The following is a 20,464-nucleotide window of genomic DNA, read 5'->3' as shown; positions in this document are numbered from 1 at the left end:
AGGACCATGCTTGTGGCCGATCGGGCGTCCAGGAAGCCCGATAGACGACCACTTTCGGCCTTTATGCGCCGTCTGTCCCAGTCGCAATGCCCCTGAGAAGAGTGTCGACGACCGACTCCGGGAAGCCCTCCGGCACGCGGTCCCGCGGGGTCTTGTGGGCCAGCGAGCCGACCAGGAGGGCGATCGCCACCTCGACGTCGAGATCGCGGCGGAGCTCTCCGCTCTCCACACCCCTGAGGAGCACGCGGCGCAGCACCTCCCGGCGCGGCAGCAGCACGTCGTGCCGGTAGCGCGCGAACAGCTCCGGATGCTTCTCGGCGCTGCCGACCACGTTCCAGAAGCAGCGCGCGTGCCGGTGGTCGCGTTCGGCCCCCATCGCCTTCGCGATCATCAGCAGGTCGTCGCGTACCGACACCCCGGCGGGCTCGCTCAGCGGCGTCTTGACCGCGGCCAGCGCGCCGACGATCAGCGCCTCCTTGTTGGGCCAGCGCCGGTAGATGGTGGTCTTGCCCACCCCCGCCCGGGCGGCCACCGCCTCGATCGACACGCCCGCCACGCCGGACTCCTCGCCCAGCAGGTCGAGCGTGGCCTCGATGATCGCCTTCTCGGCGCGCTCGCTGCGCGGCCGGCCGGGGCGGCCCGCCGGCTCAGTCAGTCGCTCGGTCATGTCGGCACCATTCTCGACCCCTCGCGCGGCCCGCGTCACACGCGGGCGGCCTCCCGCCGTTCCGCCTCTCCGGCGGGGACGCCGGCGCGGTCGCGGCCGGGCAGCCATTTCAGCACGACCAGCGCGCCCAGGAGCGCGATCCCCGCGCCCGCGCCGCCGGCGATCTGCATGCCGTGCACGAAAGCGCCGTCCGCGGCGGCGACCAGGCCGGGCACGCCGAGCGCCTCGGCGACCCCGTGCGCGCCCTCGATCGACTGGCCGGCCGCCTCGCGCGCCGGATGCGGCAGCGCGTCCAGCCGGCCGCCGAGCCCGTCGCGGTAGACCGACGCGACCAGCGAGCCGAGCACGGCGACGCCCATCGCGACCGCGACCTGCCGGGCGGTGTTGTTGAGCGCCGACCCGGCGCCCGCCTTCTCGCGCGGCAGCGCGGACATCACCGACTCGGTGGCGGGCGGCATGACGTTGGCCATCCCGGCGCCCTGGACGAAGAAGACGGTCCCCAGCAGCCACAGCGGCGTCTCGCCGTCGATCCCCATCGCCCAGTACGAGGCCAGCGCGCCCGACACCAGCAGCAGCCCGCCCGCGCACACCGCCTTCGCCCCGAACCTGCGGACCAGCGCGGCGCTGCGCGGCGAGAAGATCAGCTGCGCCGCGGCGAACGGCAGCAGCATCGCGCCCGACTCCAGCGCGCTCATGCCGCGCACCGACTGCAGGTAGAAGCCGATGAAGAAGATCATCCCGGACGCGGCGAAGAAGACCAGCGCGATCGCGGCCACCGCCGCCGACAGCCGCGGGTCGCGGAACAGCCGCACGTCCAGCGCGGGATGGTCGGTGCGCGCCTCGTGCCAGGCGAACAGCCCCAGCACCGCCAGGCCCGCCCCGATCGGGCCGAGCACGCCGGGCTCCAGCCAGGCGCCGCGCTCGCCGCCCTGGATGATCCCGTACGAGAGCGCGACCAGCCCCACGATCGACAGCAGCACGCCCGCCGGGTCGAGCCGCCCCGGGTCGGGGTTGCGGGACTCGGGCACCAGGAAGACCATCAGCACCGTGCCGAGCACGATGACCGGCACGTTGATCAGGAAGACCGAGCCCCACCAGAAGTACTCCAGCAGGAGCCCGCCGGTCACCGGGCCGATCGCGATCGCCAGCCCGACCGCGCCGCTCCAGATGCCGATCGCGCGGGCGCGCTCGTGCGGCTCGAACACGTTGGTGATGATCGACAGCGTCTGCGGCATGATCGCCGCGCCGCCCAGCCCCATCAGCGCCCGCGCCCAGATCAGCTGGTCAGGGGTCCGCGCGTACGCCGACAGCAGCGAGGCGAGCGCGAACACCGCCATCCCGGCGACCATCACCCGCTTGCGGCCGAGCCGGTCGCCGACCACCCCGAAGGTGAACAGCAGCCCGGCGAAGACCAGCGTGTACGAGTTGATCGCCCATTCCAGCTGGCTCTGCGTCGCGCCGAGCCCGGCGTCCGGGTCGGCGATCGTCTTGAGCGCGACGTTCAGGATCGTGTTGTCGAGCACGACGACGAGCAGGCTGAACGTCAGCACACCGAGGATGTACCAGCGCCTGCGCCTGATGGTCTCGGTGTCCACGGGCACTCCCTGCTCCGGCGATACGGCGGCGTTTCGTATTCGACTCCCCCGAGCGTACGACCACCCCGAACGATACGCAACCGTATCGTTTCGTAAGACGGTCGCGGGCCGGAGTGGGCTCGGCCGCACGGGAATCTGGGGGGTATGCGAATCGTTGGGTCAGTGGGATCATCGAACCCGTCCGGGTACGCCACCGTGGCGCCTCGAGACTGGAGGTACACCGTGTCTTCTTCCGCTGCCCCCTCGCAGCAGAACGCCCAGCCGAACGCCCTCTACGGCGGCAAGGGCGAGCGCCGGGTCACCGTGCGCGACATCGCGGCCGCCAAGGAGCGCCGCGAGAAGTGGCCGATGCTCACCGCGTACGACGCCCTCACCGCGCGCGTCTTCGACGAGGCCGGCATTCCGGTGCTGCTCGTCGGCGACTCCGCCGCGATGGTCGTCTACGGGTACGACTCGACGATTCCCGTCACCGTCGACGACCTCATCCCCCTCACCGCCGCCGTCGTACGCGGCTCCAAGCGCGCCATGGTGGTCGCCGACCTGCCGTTCGGCTCGTACCAGACCGGGGTGGCCGAGGGGCTGGCCACCGCGACCCGCTTCCTCAAGGAGACGGGCGCGCACGCCGTCAAGCTGGAGGGCGGCCGCCGCGTCCTGCCGCAGGCCGAGGCGATGGTCGCCGCCGGCATCCCGGTGATGGGGCACCTCGGCCTCACCCCGCAGTCGGTCAACGCCTTCGGCGGCTACCGGGTGCAGGGCCGCGGCCAGGCCGGCGACGAGCTGATGGCCGACGCCAAGGGGCTGGAGGCGGCCGGCGCGTTCGCGGTCGTGCTGGAGTGCGTCCCCGAGGACCTGGCCGCCAAGGTCACCGCCTCGCTGTCGATCCCGACGATCGGCATCGGCGGCGGGAGCGCCACCGACGCGCAGGTGCTGGTCTGGCAGGACATGGCGGGGCTGTCGCCGCGCACCGCCAAGTTCGTCAAGAAGTACGCCGACCTCGCCACGATCCTGGGCGACGCGGCCCGTACGTACGCCGACGAGGTCGCCGGCGGCGTCTTCCCGGCCCCGGAGCACGCCTACCACTAGTGCCCGCCCCGGCGCGAGGCCGTGCCCCCGCGGCGCGGCCTCGCGCCGTCGCGTTCGCGGAGGTCAGTCGGGCGAGATCGTGGAGAGCCGGCCGGGCGCGGCGGCGGGGAGCGGTTCGACCGTGATCTCGTCGCGGAGCGTGTCCACGGCGGCGCTGAGGACGTCGGGGCCCGCGACGTTCATCAGCAGCAGGCCGAGGTTGAGCGCCATCTGGGCGTCGGTCATCTCGCTGCCCGCCAGGGCGTCGACCGCCGTGCGCAGGTCGGCCTGGTCCTCGGCGGAGACGTTCTGGAGCAGGCCCAGGCAGTACGTGGGGAGCGCCAGCCTGGACTTGGCGAACGAGACCCCGCGCATGATGTCGCCGGCCTCCTGCGCCCGGGTCTTGGCCTGCATGCGGTCCACCCCGCGGTCGGCGGCGGCCAGCAGCGAGGTCAGCAGCGTGCTCGGGCCGACCGCCACGTCCTCGTCCCCCACCCGGACGGTGAACACCGCGCTGCGGAAGATCATCATGGAGCCGAGGCTGGCCGCCAGCACCTGCGTGGCCGCGGCCACGTCCGGCGACTTCACCCCGAACTTCCAGCCGAAGGTGTGCAGCAGGAGCAGCGAGCCCGCGCCCGCCGCGCCGTTGATCAGCACGTACGCCCAGGTGCTGGGCACCCGGATCAGCGTCGTCGGCCGGTCCCGGTAGCGGCTGATCAGCTCGGCGATCCCGACCAGGCAGCTCAGCGAGACCGCGACCAGGTAGCCGATCATTCAGCGAGCCGGACCAGCTCGTCGACCTCGCGCTCCACGGCCACCAGGCCCAGCCCGGCCAGCCGCTCGACGGCGTCGGCGACCTCCAGCAGGCCCAGCCCGGTCGCGTGGCGCAGCTGCTCCAGGGTCTGCGGGCCGCGGTCCCCCAGCCGTGCCAGGACGCGCCGGCAGGCGCCGGTCAGCCCGGCGGCGTCCGGGGCGTCGCCCGGGTCGGGATGCCCGGACGGCGGCGCGTGGGACGGGCCGCCGGCACGCGCGGCCGTGATGCCGCCGCCCCTTCCGGAGGTCGTGAGGAACGTGCTCCAGGGATCTGCCGACCGGATCTGCCTCATCTTCACCTGCCCTGTGACATTCCGATCCTACGGCGCATCGCCCGCTCGTAGCGGCGTATACCCCTATGTCGCCATTTGGACGCACGGGGGCCGCCCGCCGCTCCGCCGTTCTCCGCTCAGGACGGATCCGCGTCGCCGTCGGCGCCGTCCGGCGAGTGCCGGGTGCGGTGCGAGGAGCGGGCGACGATCAGGCGGTCGCCGGGCTCCAGCCGGGCGCAGGCGGCGTCGTCGTACGGCAGCGCCCGCCCGTCCCGCACGATCGCGATGGCGGGCTCGCCGACCGCGCCGATGGGACCGCCGATCTCCCGCTCGCGGATGTCGCGCTCGACCAGGTCGAGGCCCGCGCCCTGCTCCAGCAGGTCCTCGATGACCTGGCTGACGAACGGCTGGCTGGTGGACACGCCCAGCAGCCGGCCCGCCGCCTCCGAGGAGGTGATGACGTGGTCGGCGCCGCTCTGCCGCAGCAGCGGGACGTTCTCCGACTCCCGGACCGCGGCCTGGATCTTCGCGCCCGGGTTGAGCTGCCGCGCCGTCAGCGTGACCAGGACGGACGTGTCGTCGCGGGCGCTGGCCACGATCACCACCCGGGCCCGGTCGACGGCCGCCTGCCGCAGCACCGAGCTGCGGGTGGCGTCGCCGACGATCCCGGCCAGCCCGGCCTCGGCGGCCTCCGCCACGATCCGCGGATCGGGGTCCACCACGACGATGTCCTCGCGGCGCACCCCGGTGGTGAGCAGCGTCTTGACGGCGCTACGGCCCTTCGTGCCGTACCCCGCCACCACGATGTGGTCGCGCACCCGGGCCCTCCAGCGGTTCAGCCGCCAGTCGGCGCGGGTGCGCTCCGCCAGCACCTCAAGGGTCGTGCCCACGAGGACGATCAGGAACAGCACCCGCACCGGCGTGACGAAGACGATGTTGACCAGCCGCGCCCCCGAGCCGACCGGCGTGATGTCGCCGTAGCCGGTCGTCGACACGGTGACCGTGGCGTAGTAGAAGCAGTCGAGCAGCGACAGCGTGCCGCCGGCGTTGTCGCGGTAGCCGTCCCGGTCGGCGTAGACCACCGCGACCACCGCGAACAGCAGCAGCAGCGCGATCCCGACGCGCTTCAGGACCGCCGCCACCGGCCCGGTACGTGCCGCGGGCAGCAGCACCCGCGGCCGGTCCGCGCCTCCCCTGTCGCCCTCCACGTTCAGAACGGTACTGCCCGCCGCCGATCAGACGTCGGTGATCCGCAGCCCGGCGTGCGCCTTGTAGCGGCGGTTCATCGAGATGAGGTTGGCGGTGAACGCCTCGACCTGGCCGGCGTTGCGGAGCCGGCCGCCGTACACGCCGCGCATGCCGGGGATGCGGCCGGCGAGCGCCTGGACGAGGTCGGTCGCCTCGCGGTCGTCGCCGAGCACCAGGACGTCCAGCTCCATCTCGCCGACCTCGGGGTCCAGCAGCAGCTTCGCCGACACGTGGTGGAACGCGGCCACCACCCGGCTGCCGTCCAGCACGGCGGCGGCCTGCTGCGCGGCGCTGCCCTCCTCGACCTCCAGCGGGAACGCGCCGCGCTTGTCGAAGCCCAGCGGGTTCACGCAGTCCACGACGATCTTCCCGGCCAGCTCGTCGCGCAGCGACTCCAGCGTGGCCTTGTGGCCCTCCCACGGGACCGCCACGACCACCACGTCGGACTCCCCGGCCGCGACGGGGTTCTCGGCGCCGCGCACCGGCAGGTCGGAGCCCAGGTCGTCGGCCGCCTCCTGGGCCCGCGCGGCCTTGCGGGAGCCGATGACGACCTGGTGCCCGGCCAGCGCGAACCGCCGCGCCAGCCCCTTGCCCTGGTCGCCGGTCCCGCCCAGGATCCCGATCGTCAGGCCGGACACGTCGGGGAGGTCGTACGGGGTCTTCTGCTCAGTCATGATTGCGAGTCTGCCAGGTGGCCCGGCCGCCGCTCCGTACCGGCCTGGCGCATCACGGAAAACGCCCCTTCGCGCACGGCCGGTTACGGCACCATGGAGGCGTGGACGCCGAGCAGATCACGATGCTGCGCGAGGTGCTGGCCGCGACCGGGTGGCTGGAGCGCACCGGGGAGTTCGGCCGGGCGCTGCGGACGAGCGCGCGCACCCCGGGCGGGCTGCTCCTGGTGGGCACCCCCGCCGAGGACCCCTGGCATCTGGCCGCCCATCTGGACGACGAGAGCCGGCTGGCGGCGCTGCCCGGCCTGGCGCCCACGCTGGTGCGCTGGTCGCCGCCGCCGGGCGCGCCCGCCCACCTGGCGGTCGGGCTGGACCGGCTGGAGGCGGCGCGGCGCGGCGAGACGCTGTTCGTGGTCGCCGAGGAGGCCGCCCCCGTACCGCTGCTGGAACGGGTCGACGACGCCCGCCGCACCGGGGCGGTGGTGCTGGCGCTGGAGGGCGGCGACCGGGAGCTGCGCGGGCTGGCGCACGAGTCGCTGACCGTGCCGGCCGAGGAAGCCCTGGTCAGCTTCGACGGCGCCCAGCACCTGGTCAGCGCGGCGGCCGGGGCCCCCGAGGGGCGGGGCGGGCGGGCCCGCGGCCCCCGCGGCCTCCGGGACCGGCTGGCCCGGCTGCTGGACGCCGTCAGCGGCCCGACGGTCGACGAGCGCGGCCTGGGCTAGCCGCGACCCGCGCCCGGGAGGGCCGGTCTAGTCGTCCTCGTCCTGCGCCCGCCACGCCTCGTTGCGCTTGCGGGCCAGCTCCAGCGCCCCGGCCGCGGCGGTCTGCGACTCGTACGGTCCCATCCGGTCCTTGTTGGGGCAGCCCGCGCCGTGCTCGACCTTCATGTGCCTGAGGCAGAACCACCAGTCGCCGTCGTCCTTCATCCCGGCCCTCCCTTGATCCAGCCGCCCGCCTCAGGATTCGTGCCCAGGCGGGGCTGACTACACTCGCTCACTATGACGACCCAACTACTCCGGCCCGGCCGCGTCTCTCCCATGCGCAAGGTTCCCGCGCACATCCCGCGCCCGGAGTACGTGGGAAAGAAGCGTCCCAGAACGGGCGAGCCCGACGTCAAGACGCCCGAGATCATCGAGAAGATGCGCGTCGCGGGGAAGATCGCCGGCCAGGCGCTGGAGGAGGTCGGCAAGCACATCCGGCCGGGCGTCACCACCGACGAGCTCGACGTGATCGGGCACGAGTTCCTGCTCGACCACGGCGCGTACCCGTCCACGCTCGGCTACCGCGGCTTCCCCAAGTCGCTGTGCACCTCGATCAACGAGGTGATCTGCCACGGCATCCCGGACGACACGGTGGTGCGCGACGGCGACATCATCAACATCGACATCACCGCGTTCATCGGCGGGGTGCACGGCGACACCGACGCCACGTTCCTGTGCGGGGACGTCGACGAGGAGTCGCGGCTGCTGGTCGAGCGCACCCATGAGGCGATGATGCGCGGGATCCGCGCGGTGAAGCCGGGGCGGGCGCTGAACGTCATCGGGCGGGTCATCGAGTCGTACGCCAAGCGGTTCGGCTACGGCGTGGTCCGCGACTTCACCGGCCACGGGATCGGGACGACGTTCCACTCCGGGCTGGTGGTGCCGCACTACGACGACCCGGCGGCGACCACGCTCATCGAGCCGGGGATGACGTTCACGATCGAGCCGATGCTGACGCTGGGTTCGTACGACTACGACATGTGGGACGACGGCTGGACGGTCGTCACCAAGGACCGCCGGCGGACCGCCCAGTTCGAGCACACGCTCCTGGTGACCGACGACGGCCACGAGATCCTGACCCTTCCCTGACGTACCGATGACCATGCTCGCGGGTACAAAAAGGATCTAGAGCCAGAACATCGCCCAGACCGGCTCGGGAGAGCGATGCTCATGAGAGCCCCAGTGCCGTACGAACCCCGTGTCCCGTCGGACAGCATGCCGCCGGGACGCGCGGCCGTGAGCGTGACATGGGCCGCGCTGCCCTTCCTGACCCTCGGGTACGCGACCCCGTTCACGTTCGCGGCGGCGGCGCTGTGGCGGCGCAGCGCGCATCTCGCGGTGGCCTCCCTGGCCTATATCGGGATCTTCGTCCTGCTGCTCACCCTGCTGCCGGACATCGACAAGGAGCAGGGCGGCACGAGCAGCGCCGTGGGCGTGCTGACGTTCCTGCTGTCCATCGTGGGCTGCGGGCACGCGTTCCTGATCCGCCGGAAGGTGTTCGACCCGGACGGGCTGTCGGGGGTCGACAACGAGGCGGCGATCGAGCGGGTCCGGCGGCAGCGGACGCTGCGGGCGCGGGCCCGGGAGCTCGCCGCGCGCGATCCGGGCCTGGCCCGGGAGCTCGGCATCGGCCGGCCCGACCTGCCCCGCCAGTACAACGACGGCGGCCTGGTCGACGTCAACCACGCGCCGGCGGAGGTGCTGACGATGCTGCCGGGCGTCACGCCGGAGCTGGCGATCAAGATCGAGCGGGTCCGGAACGAGACCGGCGGCTTCATGTCCGCCGAGGAGTTGGCGGCGCTGGCGGGCCTGCCGCCCACGCTGACCACCGAACTGGGCGAGTACGCCGTCTTCATCCGCTGAGTCCGGGTAAAGGACGGGTGTGGCAGCCAAGAAGGGCGTGGCCCGGAAGGGCCCGGCGGGCGAGGACACCGACAGGCTCGCCGAGTACCGCGGTAAGCGCGCCGCGTCCAAGACCCCCGAACCCGTCCCCTCCGAAGGCCCCTTGCCAGAGGGGGACGACGACACGTTCGTCGTCCAGGAGCACCACGCGCGCAGCCTGCACTGGGACCTGCGCCTCGAACGCGGCGGCGTCCTGGTCTCCTGGGCGGTGCCCAAAGGGATCCCGGCCGATCCGAAGACCAACCACCTCGCGGTGCACACCGAGGACCATCCGCTGGAGTACGCCTCCTTCGAGGGCGACATCCCCAAGGGCGAGTACGGCGCCGGCCAAATGACGATCTGGGACCGCGGCACGTACGAGACGGAGAAATGGTCGGACCGTGAGGTGAAGGTGGTCCTGCACGGCACGCGGGTGTCCGGGCGGTACGTCCTGTTCCGTACCGGCGGGAAGAACTGGATGATCCACCGGATGGACCCGCCGGCCGACCCGGACGCCGAGCCGGTGCCCGAGAGCGTCCGGCCGATGCTGGCCGAGGAGCGCGACCGGCTGCCGCGCGACCGGGCGGGGCACGCGTACGAGTTCGCGTGGGGCGGCCGGCGGCTGCTGGCGTACGTCGAGGGCGGCCGCACCCGCTTCACCGACGCCCGCGGCCGCGCGGTCGGCGGCCCGGCCGGGCTGGGGTCCCGGCTCGGCGCGGCGCTGGGCGCCCGGCCCGCCGTCCTGGACGGCGAGTTGGCCGAGGTCGAGGGGCGCGAGACGTACCTGCTGTCCGACCTGCTGTACCTGGACGGCCGGTCGCTGCTGGACGCGCCGTACGAGGAGCGCCGCGAGCGCCTGGACGGGCTGGAGCTGAACTCGGCCCGCTGGCAGACGTCGCCGTGGTATCCGGGCGAGGCGGACGCCGTCCGCGACGCGGCCCGCGCCCAAGGGCTGCCCGGCGTCCTCGCCAAGCGGCTCGACTCACCGTACGAGCCGGGGAGGCGCTCCGGCGCCTGGCGTCACGTCCCGGTCTGACCGCCCGCCCCGGCGTACGAGCCGAGCGGGATGACCAGCGGCGCGCCGGTGACCGGGTCCTCGATGACGCGGGCGGGGAGGGCGAAGACCTCGTCCAGCAGCGTCTCGGTGAGGACGTCGGCGGGCGGGCCCGCGGCGACGACCGCGCCGCCGCGCATCGCGACGAGGCGGTCGGCGTAGCGGGCCGCGAGGTTGAGGTCGTGCAGCACCATGACGATCGTGCGGCCGTCGGCGTCGTGCAGCCGCCGCACCAGCTCCAGCACCTCGACCTGGTGGGCCAGGTCGAGGTAGGTGGTGGGCTCGTCGAGGAGGAGCAGGCCGGTGTCCTGGGCGAGCGCCATGGAGATCCAGGCGCGCTGGCGCTGGCCGCCCGACAGCTCGTCCAGCGGGCGGTCGGCCAGGTCGCGGATGCCGGTCCGGTCGAGCGCCGCGTTCACGACGTCCTCGTCGCCGGCCGACCACTGCCGGTACCAGGCCTGGTGGGGGTGGCGGCCGCGGGCGACCAGGTCGGCGACGGTGAGGCCCTCGGGGGCCTGCGGGGCCTGCGGCAGCACCGCCATCCGGCGGGCGACCTCCTTGGTGGACAGCCTGGCGATGTCGGCGCCGTCCAGGACGATCTCGCCGCCGCGCGGGCGCAGCAGCCGGCCGAGGCCGCGCAGCAGCGTGGACTTGCCGCAGCCGTTGGGTCCGATGATCGCGGTGACGCCGGCGCCGCCCAGGTCGAGGGTCAGGCCGTCCACGATCAGCCGGTCGCCGTACCCGAGCCGCAGCCCGCGCGCTTCCAGGGTCGTCGCCGCGTCTTTCACAGGGTGGCCTTTCGCCGGGACCGTACGAGCAGGTAGAGCAGGACGGGCGCGCCGAGCACGGCGGTGACCACGCCGACCGGGAGTTCGAAGCCGCCGAACGCGGTCCGCGCGACGAGGTCGGCGCCGACGGTGAGGACCGCGCCGACGACGGTCGCGCCGACCAGCGGGGGCTGGCCCGTCCCGGCCAGCCGCAGCGCGATCTGCGGTGCGGCGAGCGCGACGAACTCGACGGGGCCGGCCGCGGCGGTGGCGACCGAGGCGAGCACGATGGCCGCCAGGATCAGCAGCGAGCGGTCGAGGTTCACCCGCAGGCCGAGGCCGCGGGCGGGCTCGTCGCCGAGCCCCAGCGCGCCGAGCGCGAACGCGCCGATCAGGACCAGCGGGACGAGCACGGCGAGCACGAGCGCCAGCGGGCGGACGTGCTCCCAGCCGCGCGCGTTGAGGCTGCCGGTGATCCAGGCCATCGCGCGGCCCGCGTCGTTGACGTCGCCGAGGGCGAGCAGCCACCACTTGACGTTGGCGGCGACGCCCGCGAAGCCGATGCCGATCAGGACGAGCCGGTAGCCGTCCAGGCCCTGCCGCCAGGCCAGCACGTAGACCAGCGCGCCGCCGGCGAGCCCGCCCGCGAGCGCGGCGGCCGGGATGCCGACCGAGGCCAGCAGTCCGCCCGCGCCGCCGGCGGCGCTGCCGGCGGCGATGGTCAGCGCGACCACGGCGACGCTGGCGGCGTGGCTGACGCCGAGCACATCGGGGCTGGCCAGCGGGTTGCGGGTGATGGACTGGGTGAGCGCGCCGGCCAGCCCGAGGGCCGCGCCGACGAGCGCGCCGGTGAGGGCGCGCGGCAGCCGCAGCTCCATCACGACGAAGCGGTGCTGCCCGTCGCCGAGGAACGTTCGGAAGACCTCGCCGACACCGATCGGGAAGTCGCCGCGGCCGATGCTGAGCGCCATCAGCAGCGCGAGCACGGCCAGCCCGGCGGGGACGACGAGGGCGGGGCGGAGCCGTACCCGGAACGACACCCGGCCGGCGCGCAGCGCGCGGGGCTCGGTCAGCGCGCTCACAGCCGCACCGGCTTCCGGCGCCGCACCAGCGCGATGAAGAACGGCCCGCCGATCAGGGCCAGCATGATGCCCACCTCCAGCTCGCCGGGGCGGGCCACCAGCCGCCCGGTCACGTCCGCGGCGAGCAGCAGCGCCGCGCCCAGCAGCGCGGAGAACGGCAGCAGCCAGCGGTGGTCGGGCCCGGACAGCGCCCGGGCCAGATGCGGGACGATCAGCCCGAGGAACGCCAGCGCGCCGCAGGCCGCCACCGCCGCCCCGGTCAGCAGCGTGATCGCGGCGATCCCGACCGCGCGGGTCAGCCAGATCCGGTGGCCGAGCGAGCGGGCCACGTCCTCGCCGAGCGCCAGCGCGTTCAGGCCGGGGGCGTTCAGCATCGCCAGCACCAGGCCGAGCAGCACGAACGGCAGCAGGCCGGCCAGCAGCCCGGCGTCGCGGCCGGCGAGGGCGCCCGCCTGCCAGAACCGGTAGGTGTCCATGGCCTGCCGGTCGAGCAGGACGAGCCCGGCGACCAGACCGTGCAGGCCGGCGGTCACCGCGGCGCCGGCGAGCGCGAGGGTGAGCGGGGTGGCGCCGCCGCGGCCCGCGCCGCCCAGCACGAAGACCAGCACGCTGGCCACCAGCGCGCCGGCGAACCCGAACCAGATGTAGGTCCCCATGCCGGTGACGCCGAAGGTGAAGATGCCGAGCACCATCGCGAACGCCGCGCCCTGCGTGACGCCGAGCAGCCCGGGGTCGGCGAGCGGGTTGCGGGTGTGGCCCTGGGCGAGCGCGCCCGCCACGCCGAGCGCGGTGCCGGCGAGCAGGCCGAACGCGGTGCGCGGCAGCCGCAGCGACCGGACGACGATGTCCTCCTCGCCGCCTGAGGGCGCGAGCAGCGCGCTCCAGACGCCGGCCGGGGGCACCGTCCTGGCGCCGATCATGACGCTGGCCAGCGCGGCGAGCAGGACCAGCAGCGCCAGCCCGAGGAGGACGGCCGGGCGGTGCCGGCGCAGCGCGGCCATTGGTCCGCCCGCGCGCGCGGCATGCGGCGCCCCCCGATGGACCGTTCCGATCACTGCAGGGGGCCTCTTCCGTCGCTGGTCAGAATATGCTTAGGTAAGCCTTGCCTAAAGAAGGCAAACCTACCTGAATCACGCGAAGGAATAGTAGATGAGGAAGTCGTCGATCCGGCGCGCGGCCGCCGGTATCGCCGTCGCCACGCTCACCACCCTCGGCCTGGCGGCCTGCGGCTCCTCCGATGGCGGCGGGAGCGGGACACCGATCCGCACCGTGCAGCACGCGCTGGGCAGCACGAAGATCTTCAAGGAGCCGAAGCGGATCGTCGCGCTCGACCAGACGTTCGTCGACACCGCGGTCACGCTGGACACCGACGTCCTCGGCTTCACCACCTTCACCGCGAACGAGCAGAAGCTCCCCGGCTACCTGAGCCAGGCGGCGGGCGGCAAGCACACCGCGAAGGCGCAGACGGTGGGGACGCTCAGCGAGCCCAGCCTGGAGAAGATCAGTGCGCTCAAGCCCGACCTGATCCTGTCGGCCAAGATCCGGCACGAGGCGCTCTACGGCAAGCTCTCCCAGATCGCGCCGACGGTCTTCAGCGAGACCACCGGCGCGACATGGAAGGAGAACCTCCGCCTGACCGCCAAGGCGCTGGGCAAGGAGCAGCTCGCCGAGCAGCGGATCAAGGAGTTCGAGACCCGCGCCCGCACGATCGGCGACGCGGTGGAGAAGAAGAACGGCGGGAAGATGCCGGCGGTGTCGGTGGTGCGATTCACCGACGAGCCCACCGTCCGGCTCTACACCGAGAACAGCTACGTCGGGATCATCCTCAAGGACGCCGGCTTCCCGCGGCCGGAGGGCCAGCCGACCAGCGACAAGATCGCGGTCGATCTGAGCGAGGAGCGGATCAAGGACCTGGACGCCGACGAGATCTTCCTCGCCCGGTACGCGGACGAGTCCGGCAAGTCCTCCCAGGTCCAAACCAAGTTCAAGAACAACCCGCTGTGGGGCCGGCTGGCCGGCACCAAGCGGGAGGTCTCCGACGAGACCTGGATGCTGGCGGTGGGCCTGCAGGGCGCCCACCTCGTACTGGACGACCTGGCGAAGTTCTTCGAAGTCGACGCGGCGAGGACGGCCTGATCGAGATGACCACTGTGGCAGGCGGCGAGCGGACGGACACGACGACCGAGACGGCCGAGGCGGCACGGCCGCTCGCCGACCTGCTGCGGGCGGCGCACGACGCGTACCCGCTGGCGCTCCTGCCCGGCCTGGGCGCGCCCGACGACCGGGCGGGCTACCTCACCGCCGACGACCCGCGGCTGTGGGAGGCGCTCGTCGCCGACACCCGCGAGCGGTACGACGCTCCCGCCCACATCGCGGCGGCGCTGGCGTGGAAGGGCTACGCGTACTGGGTCTCGCTCCCGGTCACGCTCGGCTGGACGCTGAACCGCCGCGTCCCGCTGATCGCGGCGCGCGACGCGCTGGTGCGGCCGCTGGCGGAGTCGCCGTTCGTGTCGGTGGGGCTGCGGGACGTGCGGTTCGCCGTCACCGCGTCCGACCCGTGCGCCGGAACGCCGGGCACGGTCGTCGTCCCGGACGAGGGGGCGCTGCTCGCCCTCGTCCGCGAGACCCTGGTCGGCGGCCACTTCGAGCCGCTGATCGAGTCGCTGCGCGCCACCACCCGCGCCGGCGCGCGCGGGCTGTGGGGCACGGCGGCCGAGGCGCTGTCCGCGCCGCTGTACGGCCACGGCTCGGAGCTGCCGGGCGCCGCGGCGGCCGTCGACGGGCTGATGGCCGGCCTCGGGAAGCCGCTCGCCGGGCTGATGGAGATGGAGAACGGGTCGCCGCGCCGCCGCACCTGCTGCCTGTGGGTGGCGCTCCCCGGCCGCGACGCCTGCCCGTCCTGCTGCCTGTCCCGCTGCCGGTAGCCCCCTCGGCGGGCCGCGGCCGGGAACCGGAACACCGCACTCGCCATCAAAGGGACACAACGCACCATCGGCGCGCCGCCCCTGAAAACGATCTTTCAGGGATTACAGTCGGTCGCGGCCGGGACACGTGAAGAGCGGGGGGACCGTCGGATGATGGGGCAGACGCACGCCCTCAGCGGCGCGCTGGTGTGGCTGGGCGCGGTGCCGATCCTCAGCCAGGAACGGCTGCTCGGCGACCACGCGATCTCCCTGTCCCCGGCCCAGCTGCTCGCCGGCGCCGTGGTCTGCGCGGGCGCGGCGCTGCTGCCCGACATCGACCACCACAACGGCCGCATCGCCAACACCTTCGGCCCCATCACCAAGAAGCTGTGCAAGTGGGTGGGCAAGGCGTCCGGCGGCCACCGCCAGGCCACCCACTCGCTGCTGTTCGCGGTCCTGATGGGCCTGGCGATGGACGCCCTGGCCACCCACTTCGTGTACGGCTGGTGGGCCGCCCTGTTCGTCATCGTCGGCTTCGGGCTGCGCGGCATCGGCCTGGACTTCGAGGGCAAGGAGCCGCAGTCCGCGCTGGCCGACTGCGCGGTCGCCGCGTTCGCCGTCTACCTGATGCACGACCTCGACATGAGCTTCGCCGGGTTCGCCGTGGCGCTGGGCTGTATCGCGCACGTGGTGGGCGACTGCCTGACCCCGCGCGGCTGCCCGGTCTTCTGGCCGATGAAGTGGCGGATCGACGTCCCGCTGATCCCCCGTACCGACGGCAAGGTCGAGCGCTGGGTCGTCACGCCGCTGCTGACGCTCGGCGTCGCGATCCTGACCATCCGCTCGGTGCTGGGCGACATCACCACCAACTGGCTGACCCGCGGCTGACTCCCCCGGCTAGTAGCGGGTGACCAGGGCGATCCGGTCGTGGTCGATGAGGAAGCCGTCGGAGACGAAGGTGACCTCGCCGCCGTACTCCAGCGCGGTCTCGATGACGTCGTCGACCAGGTCGTCCACCACGCCGTGGCCCTTGAGGCTGCCGATCCGGCCCGCGACCGGGATGCTCTCGCCCCCGCTCTTCACCCCCGGCGAGTAGTAGCCGCGCTCGACGACCAGGTGCTCGCCGCGGCCGCCGTCCACCAGCCGCGCGACCTCCTGGAGGCCGGCGGCGTAGCGCTGGAAGCCGCGCGCCGCCTCCAGCTCGGCCAGCACCGCCACCTCGCGCAGGTCGTCGTACGCCTGCAGGACCGGCCGCGCCAGCTCGGCAAGGGCGCTCGCGGACGCGCGCTCGTAGCTGCCGTCGATACGGCCCGCGACGGTGACCCGCGCCCCGGCCAGCTCGTCGAAGCACGCCTGGAGCCGGGTGACGCCCGCGACGACCACCGGCCGCCGGTCGCGCGCGAGGACGCGGTCGAGGCGGGCCTGCACGTCCCGCATCAGCCGCGGCCGGCGCTCGTCGGCGTGCTGGCCGCGGCGCGACAGCCGGCCCTCGCCCTCCTCCTCGTACTCCTCGGGGACGATCGGGAAGCCGTCCCGGACGACCTCGGTGAGCTCGCCGCCCACGCCGTCCCAGAGCCGGGTCTGCTGGTCCGAGAGCACCAGCAGCCAGTAGCGCGGCGTGCGGCTGTACGCGGCCACCAGGTCGCGGGTGGCGAAGCCGGTGTCGACGATCACGCGCTCGTCCACCGGCTGGTCGATCGTGAAAGCGTGGTTCTCGCCGCCCGGGGCGGCGAACAGCACCAGCCCGTCGGCGGCGTGCCGGGGGTCGAGCCCGTCCGCGGCCCGCTCCAGCCCGCGGACGACGTCGTCGGCGGTGTCGGGCGCCACCCGGCTGTCCTCGCGGAGGCGGTGCCGCACCTCGGCCAGCAGGTTGCGCAGGCGGATCGGATCCTGGCGGTTCTCCGGGGCGCGGCGGCCGGTCGGCATGAGCACCGAGACGGCCGGGTAGGCGCGCGGCTTGCGCAGTTCTGACAGGGTGACGGCGTCCATGATCCCCCGATCGAAGAGACGGTCGTTACTGCCTTATTTGTAACGAATCGCCGGTAAATCGCGCGTAAGGGAAGCGTGCGGATCGGCCTTGGGGGCACGTGGGCACCGTCACACCCGCAGGCCGTCGAGCATCACCCGGATGAGCGGATCGTCCGCCCGCGCCCCCGGGCGGCACACCGCCGTACCGAAGATCGCCACCACCTCGGCGGGGGTGACGTCGGAGCGGAGCGTACCCTCCTTCTGGGCCCGCTCGGCGATCCCCGCGATCAGCGCGTCCGCCTCCCGCAGCCGGTCGGGCGGCACCGCGGCCGCCTCCTCGCCGACCGTCTTGAGCAGGGCGTACGGCTGCGCCACCGAGTAGTCGACCAGCCGCAGCAGCGCGTCCCAGCCCGGCGTGCCGCCGCCGTCGCCCGGGGCGCCGGAATCATGCGCGGCGGGTGGCGGGGCCAGGGTGCGAGCGAAGGCGATCAGCCGTTCCAGGGCCTCGGAGGCGATCTCCTCCAGGAGGGCGCGGCGGTCGGGGAAGTGCCGGTAGAGGGTGCCCACGCCCACCCCCGCGACCTGGGCGATCTCCTCCATCGAGGCGGCCGGGCCGCGTTCGGCGAACGTCCGGAGCGCGGCCTCGACGATGCGCTCGCGGTTGCGTCGTGCGTCGGCGCGCATACCCCCCGCTCCCTGACCTCGGCGTACCGGTCGTACCGGAATTCCATCTTCCGGTTAGTGTATCTTGCGGAAGCGGAATTTCCGCTTCATCTTGTGGGAGGCAACCATGCGGATCGGGACGGCCGTCGTCGGCACGCGGCTGGAGTTCGAGGACGTCGTCGGGGAGGTGCGGGGCGCCGCGGCGGCGGGGCTGGACAGCGTGTTCTTCCCCCAGCTCGACGACTGGGACGCGATCACGCTGGCCGGCGCCGCCGGCCGCGAGGTCCCCGGGATCGAGGTCGCCACCGGGATCGTGCCGACCTACCCGCGGCACCCGGTGGTGATGGCGGGCCAGGCGCTGACGGCCGCGGCCCTGACCGGCGGCCGGTTCACGCTGGGCATCGGGCCCAGCCACGCGCAGATCATGCAGGACCGGCTCGGCTACTCCTACGACCGCCCGGTACGGCACGTACGCGAGTACCTGGAGGCCCTGCGCCCCCTCCTGCGCGGCGAGGAGGTCGAGTACCGGGGCGAGACCCTCACCGCCGCCGGCCGGACGGCGGTGCCCGGCGCCGCGCCCCCGCCCGTCCTGCTGTCCGCGCTCGGCCCGCGGATGCTGCGGCTGGCCGGCGAGCTGGCCGACGGCACGATCACCAACTGGATGCGCCCCGAGGCGATCGCCGAGCAGGTCGCGCCGGCGATCGGCAGGGCCGCCGCCGAGGCCGGGCGGCCCGCGCCCCGGATCGTGGCGTTCACGATGGTCGCGCTCACCGACGACCCGGACGGCGCCCGCGCCGCGCTGGCCGGGCAGCTGGGCTTCGCCGGCGACCTCCCGGCCTACCGCGCCGTGCTGGACCGGCAGGGCCTGTCCGGCGTGCACGAGACGATCATCGCCGGGGACGAGCGCGCGGTGGAGGCCGCGATCCGGCGCTACGCCTCCGCCGGAGCGACGGACCTGCTGCTGAGCCCCATGGGCGGCGCCGAGGAGCGCGACCGCGTCCTCCGGCTGGCCGCCTCCGCCGGCCGAGCCGCCCGGCCACCGGCGCGAACGTCGAACCCGAACCGGAAGGGCCTCATGACGGGCTGATGTAACCCGTCTCGTACGCGAAGATCACGGCCTGCGTGCGGTCGCGGGCCTGGAGCTTGGCGAGCACGTTCCCGACGTGCGTCTTCACCGTCTGCGGGCTCACGAACAGCTCGGCGGCGATCTCGGCGTTGGAGTGCCCGCGCGCCATCAGCCGCAGCACGTCCCCCTCCCGCTCGGTGAGCCGGTCGTGCCAGCGCGCCCCGCGCGGCGGCTCCCCGGCGCCGCGGTGCTCGGCCGCCAGCGCCCGGATCGCCGCCGGGAACAGCAGGGTGTCGCCGTGCACGACCATCCGGATCGCCTGCAGGATGTCCTCCGGCCGGGTCCGCTTGAGCAGGAACCCGTGCGCGCCCGCCTTGAGCGCGTCGTAGACGTACTCGTCGTTCTCGAACGTGGTCACCACGATGATCTTGGGCGGGGCGGCGCTGCTCTCCAGCAGGTGCCGGGTGGCCTGGATGCCGTCCAGCTTGGGCATCCGCACGTCCATGAGCACCACGTCCGGGCGCAGCCGGGACACCTGCCCCGGCACCTCGGCGCCGTCGCCCGCCTCGCCGACCACGGTCAGGTCGGGCTCGGCGTCGATGATCGCCGCCAGCCCGGCCCGGATGAGCCGCTCGTCGTCCACCAGAAGCACACCGATCGTCATGAGGCGACCCTAAGCGGCAGCGACACGTCCAGACGCCAGTGCGCGTCGCCGTCGGGGCCCGCGGTCATGGCGCCGCCCAGCACGATGACGCGCTCGCGGACACCGCCGAGCCCGCGGCCGCCGCCGTGGTGCCCGGCGGGACGCGCACCCAGCGGATTGCTCATCTCCACCTCCAGCTGTTCGCCGCGCACGCCGATCCGGAGCCGTACCGGGACCTTGCCGGCGTGCCGCAGCGCGTTCGTCAGCCCTTCCTGGACGATCCGGTACGCCTCCCGCGACACCGCGGCGGGCACACGGTCCAGCCCCTCCCCCACGGCGGCGTCCAGCTCGACGCCCGCGATCCTGGACTGCTCCAGCAGCCGGTCCAGGTCCTTCAGCGTGAGCTGCGGCGCGGTACGGGAGGCGTCCTCGCGCAGCAGCCCGAGCACGTAGTCGAGGTCCTCCAGCGCCGACCGGGCCGACTCCTCGATCGCGCCGAGCGCCTCCCGGGCGAACGCCGGGTCGCTGTCGAGCACCCGCCCGGCCGCGGCCGCCTGGAGGGTGACGACGCTCAGCGCGTGCCCGACCGAGTCGTGCAGCTCGCGGGCCAGCCGGTTCCGCTCGGCCAGCCGCAGCGCCGTCGCCTCCGCGGCGGCCAGCTTCTCGGCGGGCGAGGGACCCAGCAGAAGCGGTGCCAGCCGGGCCAGCAGCGCGCCGGTGGCCGCGATCAGCCCGAGCACGGCCGCCAGCATCGCCGCCCCGGCGAACGGCAGCGGCCACTCCGGCCAGGAGCTCGGCGGCCCCCACAGCGCGGTGAACCCCTCGTCCCACCGCACGAACGGCGCCATGATCAGGACGACGGCGAACGGCGGGACCGCCAGGCTCAGCGCGCTGATCACCACCCCGGCGTGCAGGTGCACGGCGAACCAGATGCCCGAGCGGACCCGGTTCCGCCACGTACGGGCCGAGCCCACCGGCAGCCCGGCGAGCGGCCCGCCGAGCAGTTCCCTGGCCGCCGCGCCCTCCAGCAGCCGTACGGCCGGGACGAACCCGGTGACGAACGCGCCGCCGACCGGGAGCACCAGCAGGATCACCACACCCTGGACGATCGGGCCGGCCGGCTGGATGAGGGCGGGCACGACGCCCATGCCGAGGAACCAGTACGGCATCAGCAGCGCGCCGCCGCCGACCAGGTAGGACCAGCGCCGCCAGAGCGTCCGGCCGAACAGGGGCCGGATCGGGCGCGGGAGGACGGCTCGGGTTCTGCGGCTCACACCCCGATCCTGGCAGAACGCCGGACCCGCGGGCCTCGCCCGCGCGGCCCGGCCGCCTCCCCCGCGCGGGGGAG

At 73.9% G+C, this 20,464-nt stretch carries 23 protein-coding genes; 9 read left to right on the top strand and 14 right to left on the bottom strand.

Features of this window, described 5'->3' with window-relative positions:
• Positions 1–61: 61 nt before the first annotated feature.
• Both AB0881_RS33780 and AB0881_RS33775 read right to left on the bottom strand, forming a co-directional pair.
• Positions 62–667 (bottom strand): TetR/AcrR family transcriptional regulator, encoded by a 606-nt coding sequence (locus AB0881_RS33780; protein ID WP_366623628.1) that lies wholly within the window; start codon positions 665–667, stop codon positions 62–64.
• 35 nt (positions 668–702) lie between these two features.
• Entirely contained in the window at positions 703–2,262 is a 1,560-nt protein-coding gene (locus AB0881_RS33775) for an MFS transporter (RefSeq protein ID WP_366623626.1), read from the bottom strand.
• A 222-nt stretch (positions 2,263–2,484) separates the two neighbouring features.
• Between AB0881_RS33775 and panB the strand changes: the two genes are divergently transcribed.
• Positions 2,485–3,345: a 3-methyl-2-oxobutanoate hydroxymethyltransferase gene (gene panB, locus AB0881_RS33770; protein ID WP_366623624.1), complete on the top strand. Its 861-nt coding sequence runs from the start codon at positions 2,485–2,487 to the stop codon at positions 3,343–3,345.
• A 63-nt stretch (positions 3,346–3,408) separates the two neighbouring features.
• On the opposite strand, the gene AB0881_RS33765 is transcribed toward panB, so the two are convergent.
• The 4 genes from AB0881_RS33765 to npdG form a co-directional block, all read right to left on the bottom strand.
• Positions 3,409–4,098 carry a hypothetical protein gene (locus AB0881_RS33765; protein WP_366623622.1) on the bottom strand — a complete coding sequence of 230 codons (690 nt, stop codon included), beginning with the start codon at positions 4,096–4,098 and terminating at the stop codon, positions 3,409–3,411.
• A complete protein-coding gene (locus AB0881_RS33760; protein ID WP_366623620.1) occupies positions 4,095–4,430 on the bottom strand; it encodes a hypothetical protein in 336 nt (111 codons plus the stop codon). Before AB0881_RS33760 ends, AB0881_RS33765 begins: the two co-directional genes overlap by 4 nt.
• Before the next feature lie 116 nt (positions 4,431–4,546).
• Positions 4,547–5,617, bottom strand: a complete 1,071-nt coding sequence (locus tag AB0881_RS33755; protein WP_366623618.1) for an NAD-binding protein — start codon at positions 5,615–5,617, stop codon at positions 4,547–4,549.
• A gap of 27 nt (positions 5,618–5,644) precedes the next feature.
• Positions 5,645–6,331, bottom strand: a complete 687-nt coding sequence (gene npdG / locus AB0881_RS33750; RefSeq protein WP_366623616.1) for an NADPH-dependent F420 reductase — start codon at positions 6,329–6,331, stop codon at positions 5,645–5,647.
• Positions 6,332–6,432: 101 nt separating this feature from the next.
• On the opposite strand from npdG, the gene AB0881_RS33745 reads away from it, so the two are divergent.
• Complete coding sequence (locus AB0881_RS33745) at positions 6,433–7,050, top strand: hypothetical protein (protein WP_366623614.1); 618 nt, start codon at positions 6,433–6,435, stop codon at positions 7,048–7,050.
• 27 nt (positions 7,051–7,077) lie between these two features.
• Here the strand turns inward: AB0881_RS33745 and AB0881_RS33740 are convergent, their stop codons facing one another.
• Positions 7,078–7,254, bottom strand: coding sequence for a hypothetical protein (locus AB0881_RS33740; RefSeq protein ID WP_366623612.1), 177 nt, complete (start codon positions 7,252–7,254; stop codon positions 7,078–7,080).
• A 72-nt stretch (positions 7,255–7,326) separates the two neighbouring features.
• Here AB0881_RS33740 and map point away from each other — a divergent pair, with 72 nt between their 5' ends.
• From map to AB0881_RS33725, 3 genes are all read left to right on the top strand, one after another.
• Entirely contained in the window at positions 7,327–8,178 is an 852-nt protein-coding gene (gene map, locus AB0881_RS33735) for a type I methionyl aminopeptidase (protein ID WP_366623610.1), read from the top strand.
• 147 nt (positions 8,179–8,325) lie between these two features.
• Complete coding sequence (locus AB0881_RS33730) at positions 8,326–8,952, top strand: helix-hairpin-helix domain-containing protein (RefSeq protein WP_366623608.1); 627 nt, start codon at positions 8,326–8,328, stop codon at positions 8,950–8,952.
• Between the two features lie 19 nt (positions 8,953–8,971).
• Complete coding sequence (locus AB0881_RS33725; protein ID WP_366623606.1) at positions 8,972–10,006, top strand: DNA polymerase ligase N-terminal domain-containing protein; 1,035 nt, start codon at positions 8,972–8,974, stop codon at positions 10,004–10,006.
• Here AB0881_RS33725 and AB0881_RS33720 read toward each other — a convergent pair.
• The 3 genes from AB0881_RS33720 to AB0881_RS33710 are packed head-to-tail and all read right to left on the bottom strand — an operon-like array spanning position 9,991 to position 12,874.
• Positions 9,991–10,812, bottom strand: coding sequence for an ABC transporter ATP-binding protein (locus AB0881_RS33720; protein ID WP_366623604.1), 822 nt, complete (start codon positions 10,810–10,812; stop codon positions 9,991–9,993). The two genes, AB0881_RS33725 and AB0881_RS33720, sit on opposite strands and share 16 nt — an antisense overlap.
• Complete coding sequence (locus AB0881_RS33715; RefSeq protein ID WP_366623602.1) at positions 10,809–11,873, bottom strand: iron chelate uptake ABC transporter family permease subunit; 1,065 nt, start codon at positions 11,871–11,873, stop codon at positions 10,809–10,811. Before AB0881_RS33715 ends, AB0881_RS33720 begins: the two co-directional genes overlap by 4 nt.
• Positions 11,870–12,874 (bottom strand): iron chelate uptake ABC transporter family permease subunit, encoded by a 1,005-nt coding sequence (locus tag AB0881_RS33710; protein WP_366623600.1) that lies wholly within the window; start codon positions 12,872–12,874, stop codon positions 11,870–11,872. Before AB0881_RS33710 ends, AB0881_RS33715 begins: the two co-directional genes overlap by 4 nt.
• Before the next feature lie 148 nt (positions 12,875–13,022).
• On the opposite strand from AB0881_RS33710, the gene AB0881_RS33705 reads away from it, so the two are divergent.
• The 3 genes from AB0881_RS33705 to AB0881_RS33695 all read left to right on the top strand — a co-directional run bounded on the left by AB0881_RS33705 (position 13,023) and on the right by AB0881_RS33695 (position 15,664).
• Positions 13,023–14,009: an iron-siderophore ABC transporter substrate-binding protein gene (locus AB0881_RS33705; protein WP_366623598.1), complete on the top strand. Its 987-nt coding sequence runs from the start codon at positions 13,023–13,025 to the stop codon at positions 14,007–14,009.
• Between the two features lie 5 nt (positions 14,010–14,014).
• Positions 14,015–14,797: a hypothetical protein gene (locus AB0881_RS33700; protein WP_366623596.1), complete on the top strand. Its 783-nt coding sequence runs from the start codon at positions 14,015–14,017 to the stop codon at positions 14,795–14,797.
• Between the two features lie 153 nt (positions 14,798–14,950).
• Entirely contained in the window at positions 14,951–15,664 is a 714-nt protein-coding gene (locus AB0881_RS33695) for a metal-dependent hydrolase (RefSeq protein WP_366623594.1), read from the top strand.
• A 9-nt stretch (positions 15,665–15,673) separates the two neighbouring features.
• On the opposite strand, the gene AB0881_RS33690 is transcribed toward AB0881_RS33695, so the two are convergent.
• Positions 15,674–16,765, bottom strand: coding sequence for a hypothetical protein (locus AB0881_RS33690; protein WP_366623592.1), 1,092 nt, complete (start codon positions 16,763–16,765; stop codon positions 15,674–15,676).
• Between the two features lie 108 nt (positions 16,766–16,873).
• A complete protein-coding gene (locus AB0881_RS33685; RefSeq protein ID WP_366623590.1) occupies positions 16,874–17,428 on the bottom strand; it encodes a helix-turn-helix domain-containing protein in 555 nt (184 codons plus the stop codon).
• A gap of 106 nt (positions 17,429–17,534) precedes the next feature.
• On the opposite strand from AB0881_RS33685, the gene AB0881_RS33680 reads away from it, so the two are divergent.
• Entirely contained in the window at positions 17,535–18,494 is a 960-nt protein-coding gene (locus tag AB0881_RS33680) for a TIGR03564 family F420-dependent LLM class oxidoreductase (RefSeq protein ID WP_366623588.1), read from the top strand.
• Here AB0881_RS33680 and AB0881_RS33675 read toward each other — a convergent pair.
• Both AB0881_RS33675 and AB0881_RS33670 read right to left on the bottom strand, forming a co-directional pair.
• The gene (locus AB0881_RS33675; RefSeq protein WP_366623586.1) at positions 18,481–19,137 is read right to left on the bottom strand and encodes a response regulator transcription factor; all 657 of its coding nucleotides are present in this window, start codon (positions 19,135–19,137) and stop codon (positions 18,481–18,483) included. The two genes, AB0881_RS33680 and AB0881_RS33675, sit on opposite strands and share 14 nt — an antisense overlap.
• A complete protein-coding gene (locus AB0881_RS33670; protein WP_366623584.1) occupies positions 19,134–20,390 on the bottom strand; it encodes a histidine kinase in 1,257 nt (418 codons plus the stop codon). Before AB0881_RS33670 ends, AB0881_RS33675 begins: the two co-directional genes overlap by 4 nt.
• Between the last annotated feature and the right edge of the window lie 74 nt (positions 20,391–20,464).

Origin of the sequence: Spirillospora sp. NPDC029432, from assembly GCF_040703975.1 — a bacterium.
GTDB lineage: Bacteria > Actinomycetota > Actinomycetes > Streptosporangiales > Streptosporangiaceae > Spirillospora.
Note: the sequence above shows the minus strand (reverse complement) of the source record. Positions and strands in the feature narration are given on the sequence as shown.